The organism is Microvirga arabica, from assembly GCF_016811235.1.
Lineage (GTDB): Bacteria > Pseudomonadota > Alphaproteobacteria > Rhizobiales > Beijerinckiaceae > Microvirga > Microvirga arabica.
Genome location: NZ_JAFBID010000002.1, coordinates 96,370 through 108,525, shown reverse-complemented (window position 1 = coordinate 108,525; position 12,156 = coordinate 96,370). Strand labels below are relative to the sequence as shown.

At 56.7% G+C, this 12,156-nt stretch carries 20 protein-coding genes; 11 read left to right on the top strand and 9 right to left on the bottom strand.

The genetic code is table 11. The features are described from left to right. The first annotated feature begins 86 nt into the window (after positions 1 to 86). On the top strand, positions 87 to 383 hold the full coding sequence (locus JQC81_RS01775; RefSeq protein ID WP_312887461.1) for a GlsB/YeaQ/YmgE family stress response membrane protein: 297 nt from the start codon (positions 87 to 89) through the stop codon (positions 381 to 383). A gap of 126 nt (positions 384 to 509) precedes the next feature. Next, on the top strand, positions 510 to 974 hold the full coding sequence (locus JQC81_RS01770) for a GNAT family N-acetyltransferase (RefSeq protein ID WP_203269988.1): 465 nt from the start codon (positions 510 to 512) through the stop codon (positions 972 to 974). A 335-nt stretch (positions 975 to 1,309) separates the two neighbouring features. On the opposite strand, the gene JQC81_RS01765 is transcribed toward JQC81_RS01770, so the two are convergent. The 5 genes from JQC81_RS01765 to JQC81_RS01745 form a co-directional block, all read right to left on the bottom strand. Beyond that, positions 1,310 to 1,492, bottom strand: a complete 183-nt coding sequence (locus tag JQC81_RS01765; RefSeq protein WP_203269987.1) for a hypothetical protein — start codon at positions 1,490 to 1,492, stop codon at positions 1,310 to 1,312. A 100-nt stretch (positions 1,493 to 1,592) separates the two neighbouring features. Continuing rightward, positions 1,593 to 2,129 (bottom strand): DUF421 domain-containing protein, encoded by a 537-nt coding sequence (locus tag JQC81_RS01760; protein WP_203269986.1) that lies wholly within the window; start codon positions 2,127 to 2,129, stop codon positions 1,593 to 1,595. An 88-nt stretch (positions 2,130 to 2,217) separates the two neighbouring features. Then, on the bottom strand, positions 2,218 to 3,234 hold the full coding sequence (locus tag JQC81_RS01755; RefSeq protein ID WP_203269985.1) for a sensor histidine kinase: 1,017 nt from the start codon (positions 3,232 to 3,234) through the stop codon (positions 2,218 to 2,220). A gap of 188 nt (positions 3,235 to 3,422) precedes the next feature. Beyond that, on the bottom strand, positions 3,423 to 3,710 hold the full coding sequence (locus JQC81_RS01750) for a hypothetical protein (protein WP_203269984.1): 288 nt from the start codon (positions 3,708 to 3,710) through the stop codon (positions 3,423 to 3,425). Positions 3,711 to 3,831: 121 nt separating this feature from the next. Further along, positions 3,832 to 4,590 carry a Crp/Fnr family transcriptional regulator gene (locus JQC81_RS01745; RefSeq protein WP_203270085.1) on the bottom strand — a complete coding sequence of 253 codons (759 nt, stop codon included), beginning with the start codon at positions 4,588 to 4,590 and terminating at the stop codon, positions 3,832 to 3,834. A 163-nt stretch (positions 4,591 to 4,753) separates the two neighbouring features. Here JQC81_RS01745 and JQC81_RS01740 point away from each other — a divergent pair, with 163 nt between their 5' ends. Next, on the top strand, positions 4,754 to 4,990 hold the full coding sequence (locus JQC81_RS01740) for a hypothetical protein (protein ID WP_203269983.1): 237 nt from the start codon (positions 4,754 to 4,756) through the stop codon (positions 4,988 to 4,990). Positions 4,991 to 5,022: 32 nt separating this feature from the next. Here the strand turns inward: JQC81_RS01740 and JQC81_RS01735 are convergent, their stop codons facing one another. Continuing rightward, complete coding sequence (locus JQC81_RS01735; protein WP_203269982.1) at positions 5,023 to 5,238, bottom strand: DUF6894 family protein; 216 nt, start codon at positions 5,236 to 5,238, stop codon at positions 5,023 to 5,025. 422 nt (positions 5,239 to 5,660) lie between these two features. Between JQC81_RS01735 and JQC81_RS01730 the strand changes: the two genes are divergently transcribed. The 4 genes from JQC81_RS01730 to JQC81_RS01715 all read left to right on the top strand — a co-directional run bounded on the left by JQC81_RS01730 (position 5,661) and on the right by JQC81_RS01715 (position 7,386). Beyond that, positions 5,661 to 6,173, top strand: a complete 513-nt coding sequence (locus JQC81_RS01730; protein ID WP_246520140.1) for a response regulator — start codon at positions 5,661 to 5,663, stop codon at positions 6,171 to 6,173. A 39-nt stretch (positions 6,174 to 6,212) separates the two neighbouring features. After that, the gene (locus tag JQC81_RS01725) at positions 6,213 to 6,374 is read left to right on the top strand and encodes a hypothetical protein (RefSeq protein ID WP_203269981.1); all 162 of its coding nucleotides are present in this window, start codon (positions 6,213 to 6,215) and stop codon (positions 6,372 to 6,374) included. 79 nt (positions 6,375 to 6,453) lie between these two features. After that, complete coding sequence (locus JQC81_RS01720) at positions 6,454 to 7,020, top strand: sigma-70 family RNA polymerase sigma factor (protein ID WP_203269980.1); 567 nt, start codon at positions 6,454 to 6,456, stop codon at positions 7,018 to 7,020. A 72-nt stretch (positions 7,021 to 7,092) separates the two neighbouring features. Next, positions 7,093 to 7,386, top strand: a complete 294-nt coding sequence (locus JQC81_RS01715) for an EAL domain-containing protein (protein ID WP_203269979.1) — start codon at positions 7,093 to 7,095, stop codon at positions 7,384 to 7,386. Positions 7,387 to 7,445: 59 nt separating this feature from the next. Here JQC81_RS01715 and JQC81_RS01710 read toward each other — a convergent pair whose 3' ends face one another. Then, positions 7,446 to 7,793 (bottom strand): hypothetical protein, encoded by a 348-nt coding sequence (locus JQC81_RS01710; RefSeq protein ID WP_203269978.1) that lies wholly within the window; start codon positions 7,791 to 7,793, stop codon positions 7,446 to 7,448. Positions 7,794 to 8,065: 272 nt separating this feature from the next. On the opposite strand from JQC81_RS01710, the gene JQC81_RS01705 reads away from it, so the two are divergent. Both JQC81_RS01705 and JQC81_RS01700 read left to right on the top strand, forming a co-directional pair. Then, entirely contained in the window at positions 8,066 to 8,476 is a 411-nt protein-coding gene (locus JQC81_RS01705) for a hypothetical protein (RefSeq protein ID WP_203269977.1), read from the top strand. A 116-nt stretch (positions 8,477 to 8,592) separates the two neighbouring features. Then, positions 8,593 to 9,060, top strand: coding sequence for a cupin domain-containing protein (locus tag JQC81_RS01700; RefSeq protein WP_203269976.1), 468 nt, complete (start codon positions 8,593 to 8,595; stop codon positions 9,058 to 9,060). A 6-nt stretch (positions 9,061 to 9,066) separates the two neighbouring features. On the opposite strand, the gene JQC81_RS01695 is transcribed toward JQC81_RS01700, so the two are convergent. Both JQC81_RS01695 and hfq read right to left on the bottom strand, forming a co-directional pair. After that, positions 9,067 to 9,294 (bottom strand): hypothetical protein, encoded by a 228-nt coding sequence (locus JQC81_RS01695; protein ID WP_203269975.1) that lies wholly within the window; start codon positions 9,292 to 9,294, stop codon positions 9,067 to 9,069. 162 nt (positions 9,295 to 9,456) lie between these two features. Next, positions 9,457 to 9,672, bottom strand: a complete 216-nt coding sequence (hfq, locus tag JQC81_RS01690; protein WP_203269974.1) for an RNA chaperone Hfq — start codon at positions 9,670 to 9,672, stop codon at positions 9,457 to 9,459. A gap of 569 nt (positions 9,673 to 10,241) precedes the next feature. Here hfq and JQC81_RS01685 point away from each other — a divergent pair. Further along, a complete protein-coding gene (locus JQC81_RS01685; protein ID WP_203269973.1) occupies positions 10,242 to 10,991 on the top strand; it encodes an NYN domain-containing protein in 750 nt (249 codons plus the stop codon). A 271-nt stretch (positions 10,992 to 11,262) separates the two neighbouring features. Next, positions 11,263 to 11,586: an integration host factor subunit beta gene (gene ihfB, locus JQC81_RS01680; RefSeq protein ID WP_203270083.1), complete on the top strand. Its 324-nt coding sequence runs from the start codon at positions 11,263 to 11,265 to the stop codon at positions 11,584 to 11,586. The last annotated feature ends 570 nt before the right edge of the window (positions 11,587 to 12,156 follow it).

The following is a 12,156-nucleotide window of genomic DNA, read 5'->3' as shown; positions in this document are numbered from 1 at the left end:
TGATTGACCATCCATATCTGGCCTATGGCCAAGAAAACAAAGCCCAATTCAAATAGGTCGAAAGACAAGCAGAAGACCGCGCCACAGTGGGGCTCTCGGTCGCCGATCCGCATCAGCGTGGATCGAGCGCTCTAGCGGCTTTGGACAAGCGCGTCCTGGCCACTCACGCTGGGATTGGCATTGCGGCAGGCTGGCTGGCAAGTTGGCTCGTCGGCGGCTCCAGTCTTCTCCACTACGTGATCACAGGGCTTGCCGGATCACTCGTGGGTGGCTTTCTTCTGGGGCGGTTTGGGATCGATCTCGGTATCCGCAATCAGACTGCCAACCGGATTGCCACCGCAAAGATAGGAGCGGTTGTAGTGGTTCTGATAGTCGGCTCGTAAGCTGAGGAACCTCTGGAGCTTTCAGTCGCCTGAGTTGGGTTGTAAGCCGTTACTCATCCGGTGCATGTCCGAAGCGAACTACCCAAAACCATTGCCTTATTCATCGGACACTACGCAAATAAGCCTATGACCGTGATACGTCGTGCTACCCTGCTTGATCTCAAGCACGTCGAGATTGTCGTTCACGCAGCCTACAGTGGCTACATCACTCGGATTGGACGTGAGCCGGGGCCGATGTTGGACGACTATGCCTCCTTGATCGGTCGAGGGTTGGTCCATGTGCTCGATGATGGCGGAGTAGTCGGCGCTGTCGTTCTCGTGCCCGAGCCCGGAACGATGCTCCTCGACAACGTGGCAGTCGATCCTGCTTCACAGGGAAAAGGATACGGTCGGCTTCTGCTGAAGTTTGCGGAGCAGGAGGCGCGACGCCAAGGCTTCGGAGTCATCCGTCTCTATACCAATGTGCTTATGACCGAGAACATCGCTCTCTACTCTCGTTTGGGCTACGTCGAGACGCATCGTGCTGAGGAGAAGGGATACTCGCGCATCTACATGGAGAAGCACCTGCTTGAGCGCTCACGCCTAATTTGAGCCAGGATTTGCCGTGAGAACCTTTGGAAGTACGGCAGAGCCTGTACACAACTGAACTGCTAGGTCAGCATTGATGCCGCTGTCACCTTCCTGTCGAATCCGTCACCATATGAAAGGAAGAACCAATGATCTTTATCGTCATGGGAGAAGGCGAGAACGGACCGGTTTCGACCACGAGCGAAACTGCGGTTGCGGCACTCCAACAGGCTCGCAGGTTAGCTGACGAGGGCGCACGGAATGTTCTGATTGACGCGAGCGGCCAAGAATACGCCCCGGCTGATTTTAAGCGCCTCTTCGTTGAGTCCCGTGAGACTGAGACCTAGTAGGATTTTTCCTCAAGGGATTACTCTGATCTGAAGCACACCCTCGATCCTGCTCACCATGAGAGGATTATCGGTTTCGATCACCAGAGTGTCGAACATCTCTTCGCGTGAGACGATCACCACGCCGCGCTGGACCATCAGCCTCTCCACCACATCGAGCATCCTCTCTTCCGTCGAGACTATGTAACGCATCATCGCAAACCTTCTATCCAGGTCCGTATTGATACCAGCATCGGCCCGACGATCACGTTGTCGCCCCTGGCGATGGTGATCACGACCCGAATGACATCAGAAGCTACAGCGGCATCTTCCTACCATTCCCGTTTCCGGTCTCGCCGTTGTCTTGGCGGATGATGCTGATCCGGCCATCCCCCTCGATGAAGGCTTCCTTAACCTCCGAGCAGTTCTGCACCCCCTGCTGACGAAGCTGACTGTTCAACTCCTCGGCGGTGATCATTTCCTTCTGCATGTTGCGGAAGATCATGTCGCCGTTCTCGATGAGCTTCAGCGGGGGCGGACGGGTAAAGCGCCGAAGCGGCTTGAAGCGAAAGCCTAACCAGTCGATGAAGTAGTTCCAGAACACGATTGTAAGGACGAGGAGAGCGCCCTCGGTGATCGAACTGTACTCGTGCGCCATGGCGTTCTGCGCGGCGTCGGCGATGAGGACGACAACAAGCAGGTCCGCGATCCCGATCACGCCTGACTGACGCTTCAGCAGGAAGCGCAGGATCACGAAAAGCATGATGTAGGTCAGCGACCCTCGTACAAATATCCCCAACAGCGGGTTCTGTGGCACGAACATCTCATGCCAATTGACACCGAAGAAATCCATCTCCGTCTCCTTTTCGGGAGCCAGTGCATTCGGGACGCCCAGGAATACACCCCGCAGATTTTTAAGCGTCTCTTCGTTGGGGCCGATCCTATCCTGGAGACACTGGGAAGCAGACCTGAGCGTGGGTTCCAGGGGAACCCATCTTGATCTCGTGCCGACCACCAAGCTGGGCCACAAACGATCTGATCAGGCGCTGGCCCAGACCTGTCGATGATGACGAGGAGGCGCTCTCACGAGTGGCGGACGGACCCACGCCATTATCGCTGACAGCAAGGCAGTATTCCTGGCCTGCGCGTGTGAACGTCACACTGACGTGCCCTTCACGGTCATCGGGAAAGGCATACTTGAGCGCATTGACGAGTAGCTCGTTGGTAATGAGCCCGACCGAAACGGCCTGATTGAGCGGAATCGGGTGACTTTCAGCCTCAATATCGAGGCGAATGGGCCGAAGGCCGATCAGAGCCGACTCTAAGTCGCGACAGAGTTCTTCAATAAACGAGCGGCTGTCCGCCAACACGGCTCCCTCGAACCGCACCAAACGCCGCTGCACCTTGGCCATGACGCTCACCCGCTCTGCGGCGGTCATGAAATCCTCGCGCGTGGGTTCCTTGGCGCTGCGGGCCTGGAGATGGAGCAGCGAGATCACCGTATGCAGGTTGTTCATGATCCTGTGATTGGATTCGACCAGAAGCTCGGCCTTGTCGGCCTCGGAGGCGCGTGTGGCCTCATGTGCTCGCTTTAGTTGTTGGTATGCCGCATGCTCGGCCTCAATGATGAGCGTGATGGCAATCCCGATCACCACAAACAAGCACCAGCCGAGAAACTGGCCCGCGTCCCTGATGGCGAAGCTGCCGACTGGCTCCAGGAAGAAATACGCTGACAAGACGGCGCTCAATACCGTCGCAACAAGGCCGCTGCCTCGGTTGAAAAGGACAGCCGATAGTATGAGGGCAGGAAAGAAAAGAAGAAAAGGAAAATCCCGCAGAACATCGGAGAAGGTTTGTCTAAGAGCGAATGACAATATCACGAGGATAGCTGTCAGCCCGTAGCGAACAACCCACGGTAGTTGCCGAATAGACCGCGTTTTCTCGTATAATTCCCTCATCGCAGGGAGGCTAATCGCCTGAGTATAGCTATGGTTCCCTGAGTTGTTACTTAGGAACAATCTCTCTGCTGGATCGAAATCTTAGTGTCTCATGGAAGGTGCTCATCGAGCACTGTGCACAGCCCGACCCTGTGGCAATAAACAAGCCTCGTGCAGCTTCGGCGCAGACTGTGGAGCACTGGTCCTTGTCAGGTCTCGCGCTCGGCCTTCAACCCGTCTTGAAGTGCCATCAGGTGCCGAACATAAGGTTCGCGCCTTTCGCGGTGTTGCTCCCGTAGCTTTTCCAGAAGGTGATATTGGTAAGTGGCACCCAAGCGGCTGTTGTTGAGTTCCTGGCACTTGCGCTCATAGGCGAGATCAATGTCGATCAGCGCATCAATCACGGCTTGCGGTGTGAGTGGACGACCCAAAGTGTCTGGCTCACCCTGTAGCTCCTCTCTCGTCGCACCAGCACAACGCACTGCCGAATTGGTCATCCTCGCCCCCGTGACCTATTACGTCGAATAATCTCCTGTTAGAGGAGATGCTGGTCTACGTCTGTCAGGTACCCGACTGTAGGGAAGGGCTCATCCTGAACGGGATCGATCTCTCGTTAAGTCACGGATCAGTTCTAACTCTCCCATCATTCTGCCTCGCCGCATCACGACGTTGCGTCAGGTGTAGATAGTTGTCCTTAAAATCCGAAAAGCTTTTGAGCCGCTCCACATCCGGGATGGTAATGCTGTGTCCTTTCAGGGTGATCAGACCCTGCAATCGAAGCTGTCGCACGATGCGGTTGAGATGGACTCCGGTCATGGCAAGCGTGTCGGCCAGTTGCCGCTGTGTCAGTGGCAGGACGAAGCTATTCTCTGTGGCCAGACCCACCGCCTGAAGGCGCACCAGCAATTCACACAGGAGGTGTGCCAACCGCTTATCGGCAGGTCTACGGCTCATGTTGATCAGCCATTCGCGCACAGTGCCCTGATCGGCGAGCGTAGACCACCACAAAGCACGGGTGATGTTCCGGGATTGGGCCGTCAGGTCTTCGATGACGGTGTGAGGAAGAAGGGCGACTTTGCAGGATGTGAGGGTGCCGATAGTGTGGTCTATCCTGCTTAGGATCGGAACGTGCAGGTCACAGCAGTCCCCTGGAACGAGGTAAGCCATGATCTGGCGGGTACCATCCGGCAGCCGCTTGTAGCGGCAGGCGAAGCCCTCCAGGATCACATGGACGTTCTCAGGGCTGTCATTTTCCAGGATCAGATCGTGTCGCGCCTTGAACTGTCGCACGTCGCGGACAGCGTGTTCCAGCACCTGACGATCCTGATCGGACAGCCCAGCGCCAAACTCAAGCTTGCGAACGAACGGGGTGGGCATGGCCACCGTCCCTCACCAGAAGGTGATCTTAGCAGACGCACCCCCAGTGTGGCTATGCGCTACGGGTGGGCCTAAGATGCCGCGCTCAGCAGGATTGTATCAATATTACTGCGGACGGATGGACAACGTTAGGCGCTCAGTCCTATCAATGCCAAGAGATCATATGAAGCTTGGCTTCCAACCAGTGACCGTGGAGACGAATGCACCCGACGAAGAGGGCTGTCTCGTGTTCGCCGACAACCGGCTTGTGGCGGTGCTGGTGCGCTTGTCGGAGGAGCACGGCAGGAAAGCGGGACGCTGGTACCTGGAGCATGGGTTCGGCAAGTTGGACGGACCGGTTCACCCCATTTTCAACGATCTGGATGAGGCACAGGACTGGGTGGCTCAGCGCGTTGGCTGATTGGAGACATTGCCGTCGAAGTTGCTTCTACATCAGAGCGATACAGTGTGGATGATCTCGCCGCTTTCATCAGTGACTGCGACGGTCCAGCAGGAGTCATGTGGCACCTGATGGAGCAGTCCACCTCGGAGTTCTGCTGCCGTCTTGTCAGCCGCTCCCTGGGCCGTCAGAGGGTCAGGCAAATCAACCCCCTCATCGTCCCAGACGAAGTTATCATCAGACCGAAGGTGGAAGAAGTAACGAGCCATCTCAGCCTCCGGTAAGCCACTCCGTCAGAGTCGCGGTAGGCTCATCCCTGTCATGTTCCCCGAACGTACCACTGCCTAAAAGAAGCAGGAGACCGCGAACGATCTCCTGCCAGGGGGAGGAAGATGATAACGAAGCCTCAGGAACTATCCTGCCATCCATCGGCAAGCAATCAATAGCTCAAATGAGCAAGCCGTTCCCGCGCGATCGTATAATTGCGCTAACTTTCTTTAGGATTTTCAATCTGAGTTTATGTTAATCAGATGAACATCAACGCAGATCAACCTTTCACAGCAAAGAGAGGCATAGGTTAACTTTTTACTTTGACGGAAGCGCAAAAGTTTCGAATGCTTCGAGGGATCAAGGCTGTGGTGATCTGAATGATGGTGGGGTGCTTGCCTGTACTTCACCTATGACGGGCTTCTTGAAGGGGTCGCACGTCAACTCATCTGACAGAATACCAACGCCTACCGAGACAAGGGAGGCCAGCAGGATGGTACAAGATGCTGAATGTACCCGCGTTGCGTTGGTCGTTGAGAACAATAAGGACCTCAGGGCTCTGGCTGTGGCGCTGCTGGAGGAAACGGACCTCCGGGTGGTGGAGGCATCCAGTGCCGAGCAGGCGGTGCAGTACCTGTGCTACAATGCAGGCGATGTCGCCTTCCTTTTCTCTGACGTGAAGTTGCCCTGCGTCATGGATGGCGTGGACCTCGCACGGACGGTCAGGCTTAAGTGGCCGTGGATCAGAACCGTCCTGACATCCGATGCTCCTCCCGCGAACGATCTCGACAAGGCTCTAAGGCATGTACGTTTCATGCAGAAACCTTGGTTGCCGCTTTCGGTGTTGATGGAGGCCGAGAGGGCGGTGCAAGCATACCGCTGCGAGGGCGCCATGCTTCCGGGCCATACCGACACATTTGCGACAGCAAGGCTGTAACTTCATGAAGGAGTCGTAGCCGCAAGGGAGGATAACTCCATGGCCACATCACGCCAGCCGAACATTCGCTCCATCACGACGCCGACCGCCAACACCACTGGTGTCACGCGCGTCGGGTCGAAGCTGCAATCCTGTTATGAGGACATGCTGTACAAGCCAGCATCGCCGCAGATCGAGAACATTGTGCGCCAAGTCTCTTGAGGCAGCACCCATTGCAGCGTGTGTTCTGCGGAAACTGTATTGACGGGTTTCACTGTAGAGCCGAACCGGAGCTACCAAGATGCCTGCTCCCTCCATCACTGCCAACGAGCTTCGTGCCGCCGTCCCGTCCCTTCGTGCCTTTGCCATGTCATTGTGCGGAAACCGGGATTATGCGGATGATCTGGTTCAGGACACGCTGATGAAAGCGTGGGGAAAGATGGACCGGTTCCAGGCTGGTACGAACCTCCATGCGTGGCTCTTCACTATCCTGCGGCATGCTTTCTTTTCTGACCGTCGCAAGAGGCGGCGTGAGGTCGAGGATGCAGACGGCTCATATGCAAGCCGTCTCACCACCATCCCTGACCAGGAGGCGCATCTTGACATGGAGGACTTCCGAAAGGCGCTGATGAAGTTGTCGGCGGATCAACGTGAAGCCCTGCTTCTGGTTGGGGCCGAGGGACTCTCATACGAAGAGGCCGCAGAAATTTGTGGCTGTGTCCTTGGCACTATGAAGAGTCGGGTCAATCGTGCTCGCACTCGGCTGGCTGTTCTTCTCTCTGTCGAGAGCGAGAGTGATCTCAGCACCGACAAGATCATCCTGGCCGCTCTGCCGATGGCGACAGAACCTACCCTGCAAGTTGGATGATAGCGCATCCATGCCGGTTGAGATCGAGCCCAAGTTCGTGGTGGCGGGGGATAGCGGAGTCTCGCTTACAAAGTGGAAGAGTCAAGGCGGCTTCCCCATCTGAAGCGGTTCCCCGTCGATCACATCAAGATCGATTGGAGTTTTGTGCGAGACCTTGAGCACGACCCTGATGACGAGGCCATTATCACGGCAGTGATCGGTCTCGGCAGGAGCCTGAACCTTCAGATCACGGCAGAAGGAGTAGAGACGACGGGCCAAGCGCAGCGGTTGCGGGAGATGGGCTGCCAGTATGCGCAAGGCTACTACTTTGCGCAGCCAGTGACCGGATTCAACGTGCCGGAACTGATCTCAAGGCGGCAGAAGTAGGGATGCTCCTATAGTATCCATGGACCCACGAGGCCCGTACACTGTAGGAGGTCCGCCGTTCAGTGATGGTCTTCGTCAGACGGCTGATCAGCCAGCCTCTTGATCTCGAAAATTGCAGCAGTGACGAAGGCAGAGACGACGAGGAAGGTCACAACAGTCGTGAAGGTCCCGTCCTGAACTCCTGGGTTCATCCCGACCAGCGGGATCAGCAGCAAAGCCGGAATGCCAAGGGTGATCCCCGCAAGGATGCCAATAGGGTTAGCTGCTTCGTCAGGCCGGTGAGTCCTCTGCGCCCGTCGCGCCGTGACCTCCTGGCTCCAGACCTTCACCCGACCTGAGACACTCCTGGCGCGATCTGAAGCAGTCCGGAGATGTGTCGTCCACTCTTCGATGGTCGGCGTCGTCATAATGCAATCCTGTGTTGGCGAACTCTGGAAGTCTGGCAGGCAAGGCCACGCTTCGCAAGCAACTCAGCACTCGTGCCAATTGCCGCATCCCGATAGACACACTATGGGCGGCAAGGAACGACGCACGAGAACCGACAGCTATCCTTAAGGGATATTGACGACGCCGGTTATGATGGGCTGAGTGCCCCAGCCGGTTTGGGGAACCGGGTAAGACAAAAACAAACCTCCGGGGTCCGGTGCGTCGCACCGCAAGTATAAAGGGGGACTTTTCCATGACGGCTTCATCACTCAGCTTCAGGCTGGCGGTTCTGTTTGTCATCATTGGCATTGCCATGGGCATCGGCATGGCCGCATCCCAGAACCATGCCATCATGCCTGCTCACGCTCATCTGAACCTGCTCGGGTGGGTATCGCTGTTCCTGTTCGGCATCTACTACGAGCGCCGCCCGGCTCTGGATACGAGCCGCCTTGCTCTAATCCAGGTTTGGGTCTGGTCTGTCGGAACCGTTCTCCTCACGATCGCCGTTGCCGCCCTACACCTGGGATACGCGGCTTTCGAGCCGATTGCAGCAATCTCCTCGCTGATCGTACTCGCCGCAATGCTGCTGTTTGCCTACTTCGTGTTCCGCCCGGCTACCTCGGTGGCTCCAGGGCCAACCGTGCGGATGACACCCGCTGAGTAACGGAGTGCAGTCGGGGCGGGCAGGTACAGCCTAATCAGCTTAGGGCAGCCAACCGCCCTCCCCGGAACTCCATTGAAAACAGTGAAACCTATCATGCTGCGGATGAGATCATAACCATGGACAAGGAAGTTGCCGATCACCGGAGCCTTTGGTTCCTCAACACCCACGTGGCCATCCGCGTCTCATCTCAGGATGGTTCGGACGGCATATCGGTTCTTGAGCACCGGGCCTCACAGGGAGACTCGCCGCCCCTGCACATCCACCATGACGAGGATGAAATCTTCCACGTGCTTGAGGGCGAGGTTCGTTACCGCGTTGGGGATCAGGAGCGCCGCGCCCGTGCTGGGGAGACGCTGCTGACGCCCAGAGGCATCCCTCACACCTACCGGGTAGAGTCAGCAGAGGCTCGCATGCTGACCGTCACCCGAGGCGAGTTCGAGAACTTCGTCCGCGCCTTTGGCCGTCCTGCTGAACGGCAGGGGCTGCCCGATCCGTCTGGCCCACCCACGCCCGAGCAGGCTGAGGCGCTTGCCCGTGCTTGCCGCCAGTTCGGCATAGAACTCGTTGGTCCGCCGCTTTCATAGAATGGATCACCCATGGGCGGGGTGCTCCTCGACCAGCGTTCCGATCAGGCGCAGCAGTTCCTGCTGCTCTGCACCGTTGCCTCGGCTCAGGAAGGCCGGGAGGTCCTCATGTTCCACGTGCCCTCCGGACGCCGCATTGGCTTCGTGATGGATGAACAAAACCCCTGAAGGATCGCGGATCAGATACCAGCGGTCGCCGCTTGAGCTTTCGTAGAACTTGAGCGCCTTTTTCATGAGAGGCTCCTAACGGATCGCCATGACACACCTACTGTAGCGTATCAGACGGGTGGAAACGTCGTTCGAATGATAGAGTGCTGGTTCAGGACGGTTTGAGCCGTATCCTCAACGGAGTTTGAGAAGGGGCTCCTCCAGGCGAATGCAAATGGAAGCTTTCCGTCAAATTGGCTCTGCTGGGTGAATCGAAGAGATAGCATGCTTGTAGACGACCTGAGACCCACTCCCCCTCACAAGGAGGACTGTGAAGTTGTCGAAGTGTCTAATTTGGCCTTGAAGTTTGATCCCGTTGACGTGAAACATAGTCACGTCGAGTTTGTTCTCGCGGAGATGCCTGAGGAATGCGTCCTGGATCGTAGCTGTAGATGGTGCGGACACGTTCTAACCCTTTGCGAACATCCTCGCAGGAACCGCTCTTTGGAGTGCTCAGCCACACTGACGCAATCTCAGTCAAGGCCGCTGACGTTGGGGGAACACTGAGGTAGGACCTCGGGCGATAACGACTTGGGCAAACCGCTCAACTTCAACAACCCTTGTGCCTTGGGGGATTTCGTGATCCGCAGAGCCGCGTGTTCGGCCTGTCTGATCCTCTAAACGGAGACTAAGCCTCTCGATCTCAGCCTCCGTAATAGGCGTTCCGTGCTCGGCTATCATTTCTGCTAGGTCCTCCGGGAGGGCATCGACTTGCTCCTGGAGGAGGAAAAGGGCTGCACGGATGGTACTCAACTCTCGTTCGTCAACGACAAGGGTGAGTTTCTTCATGGGGGTGTGTCGGCCTCTAAGCTTGTCCTATCAGGCTACGGCAATGTACGGCAGAAAGAAGGCGGATTTTCTGTGCATGAAGGGAATGTCACGGCTTAACCATCCTCTCAAGGAACTTCGTCCTGCACGTTCTCCTCTGTTACGGTTGGGTAAGTTATCTCTGAAACTCGCCGAGTAGCCCAACAATGCCTGAAGCCCGCTCGATCCGTCTTGCCGTGCTGATTGACGCCGACAATGCCTCTCCCCGAATTGCTGATGGCCTGTTTGAGGAGATCGCCAAGATCGGAGAAGCCAGTGTCCGCCGAATCTATGGGGACTTCTCAGGCCAGCGCCTGAAGCCATGGGCCGACATTCTGGCAAAACACGCCATTATCGCACAGCAGCAATTCGCCTATACCACAGGCAAGAACGGGTCAGACATTGCACTCGTGATTGACGCCATGGACCTCCTGCACAGCGGACGGTTCGACGGCTTTTGCCTCGTATCGTCCGACAGCGACTTCACCCGCCTCGCAGGCCGCATCCGAGAACAGGGCGTCGATGTGTTCGGGTTTGGCGAGCAGAAGACGCCTGAAAGCTTCCGGCAGGCCTGCCGCCGGTTCATCTATACGGAGAACTTGCTCCAGGAAGCTCGCGCTCTCGGATCAGACGCAGGGAGGACTCCCAAGCCGCTGCGGCCACCCAGTGCGGCAGTGCCTCTTCTCAAGAAAGTTCTGTCACAGATCGAGAGTGAGGATGGTTGGATCAGCCTTGGAATGCTCGGCCACCGGCTGGCCAGCATAGCTACCGATTTCGACTCTCGTACCTATGGATATGGCAAGCTGAGCGACCTTGTACGCAAGTCTGGTGCCTTCGATATCGATAAGCCAGAAGGAGGAGCCTTACGGGTTCGGCTGAAAGTGCACCAGCCGAAGAAGCGATCCAGTCAGACCTGATGTGACGAAACATGCCGACGTGGTTCGTCCCTCAAACAAGTTCTCTATCCGAAGGCACAGCCTCGTTCGCCTGGAACGTCGGCCTGCAAAACCTAGAACTTCCGGTTCGACGAGGAGGGAGAAGTCCGACTGACCGCATGGATGTGAGACAACCTGCGTTGTTTTCGAGCCCCGTCTTCAGGACAAAGATCAGGCACACGTTCCTTGACCACCTGATATAGCTCTGACAGCATTCTGAAAAATGACAAAAGAACAAAGACCTACGCCACACATGATCAAATCCGAACTGGTTCAGAAGCTCGCTGAGCAGAACCCGCATCTGTATGCGCGTGACATTGAGAAGATTGTAAACGCGATCCTCGGCACCATCGGCGATGCGCTCGCACAAGGGGATCGGGTTGAGCTTCGAGGTTTTGGGACATTTGCGGTGAAGAAGCGCGGTGCTCGCACTGGCCGCAATCCGAAGACCGGTGGTCTCGTTGCAGTGTCCGAGAAAACTGTTCCCGTCTTCAAGACAGGCAAGGAGATGCGCCGCCGACTTAATCCTACGTCACCGAGTCGGACGACAAGGCGTTCCATCGCTGGCGTCTCATGACCATCAGAAAGAAGGACGATATCTCCGGACGCGGCCAGACGAGTGCGGCGCTCGATCTCACGCCTACCCTGATAATCATAGGGCGGCTAAAGTACAGCAGGCTCGTCATGGAATGAGGCTGTCACGATTGGCGGCAGCTTCCCAGCAGCGAGCAGCGAAATTGAGGAAGTTCGGAGCGTGAGACGGAGTAATAACCAACCGGGCTCACGCTCCTGCTGAAGTCGATTCCGAGAAAGCAATGGGCTCAGGAGGCAAACTCAGAATCCGGCCCTCTGAGTGCAGGTATGCGGCTGAGACTTCGAGGGCGGTCAACCGCGATGTTAACATCGGCTCCGAGGTCAAACTCGATGGCCTCCGCATTCACGGAGTTCCTCAAGCTGTGTCACGTATGGTCTACGCCGCTCCCGGTGCTCGGTTCGCAGCTTCTCAATGGCATCTTCCCGTGCTTTGCTGCCCAATAGACGGCACTTAAGTTCGTCACGTGCCAGATTATGCTCAGCATCCAGATCACTCAGGATGCGTACAATCTCCTGAATCTTGTACTGTGCGACATTGGAACACCGACCTGAC

Excerpts from the sequence above, each read along its gene's own strand:
- JQC81_RS01755 (WP_203269985.1), bottom strand. The coding sequence starts at position 3,234 with ATGAGGGAATTATACGAGAAAACGCGGTCTATTCGGCAACTACCGTGG.
- JQC81_RS01700 (WP_203269976.1), top strand. The coding sequence starts at position 8,593 with ATGGACAAGGAAGTTGCCGATCACCGGAGCCTTTGGTTCCTCAACACC.
- JQC81_RS01745 (WP_203270085.1), bottom strand. The coding sequence starts at position 4,590 with ATGCCCACCCCGTTCGTTCGCAAGCTTGAGTTTGGCGCTGGGCTGTCC.
- JQC81_RS01695 (WP_203269975.1), bottom strand. The coding sequence starts at position 9,294 with ATGAAAAAGGCGCTCAAGTTCTACGAAAGCTCAAGCGGCGACCGCTGG.
- JQC81_RS01685 (WP_203269973.1), top strand. The coding sequence starts at position 10,242 with ATGCCTGAAGCCCGCTCGATCCGTCTTGCCGTGCTGATTGACGCCGAC.
- JQC81_RS01705 (WP_203269977.1), top strand. The coding sequence starts at position 8,066 with ATGACGGCTTCATCACTCAGCTTCAGGCTGGCGGTTCTGTTTGTCATC.
- JQC81_RS01750 (WP_203269984.1), bottom strand. The coding sequence starts at position 3,710 with ATGACCAATTCGGCAGTGCGTTGTGCTGGTGCGACGAGAGAGGAGCTA.
- JQC81_RS01735 (WP_203269982.1), bottom strand. The coding sequence starts at position 5,238 with ATGGCTCGTTACTTCTTCCACCTTCGGTCTGATGATAACTTCGTCTGG.
- JQC81_RS01710 (WP_203269978.1), bottom strand. The coding sequence starts at position 7,793 with ATGACGACGCCGACCATCGAAGAGTGGACGACACATCTCCGGACTGCT.
- JQC81_RS01770 (WP_203269988.1), top strand. The coding sequence starts at position 510 with ATGACCGTGATACGTCGTGCTACCCTGCTTGATCTCAAGCACGTCGAG.
- JQC81_RS01760 (WP_203269986.1), bottom strand. The coding sequence starts at position 2,129 with ATGGATTTCTTCGGTGTCAATTGGCATGAGATGTTCGTGCCACAGAAC.
- JQC81_RS01765 (WP_203269987.1), bottom strand. The coding sequence starts at position 1,492 with ATGATGCGTTACATAGTCTCGACGGAAGAGAGGATGCTCGATGTGGTG.
- JQC81_RS01740 (WP_203269983.1), top strand. The coding sequence starts at position 4,754 with ATGAAGCTTGGCTTCCAACCAGTGACCGTGGAGACGAATGCACCCGAC.
- JQC81_RS01725 (WP_203269981.1), top strand. The coding sequence starts at position 6,213 with ATGGCCACATCACGCCAGCCGAACATTCGCTCCATCACGACGCCGACC.
- ihfB (WP_203270083.1), top strand. The coding sequence starts at position 11,263 with ATGATCAAATCCGAACTGGTTCAGAAGCTCGCTGAGCAGAACCCGCAT.
- JQC81_RS01720 (WP_203269980.1), top strand. The coding sequence starts at position 6,454 with ATGCCTGCTCCCTCCATCACTGCCAACGAGCTTCGTGCCGCCGTCCCG.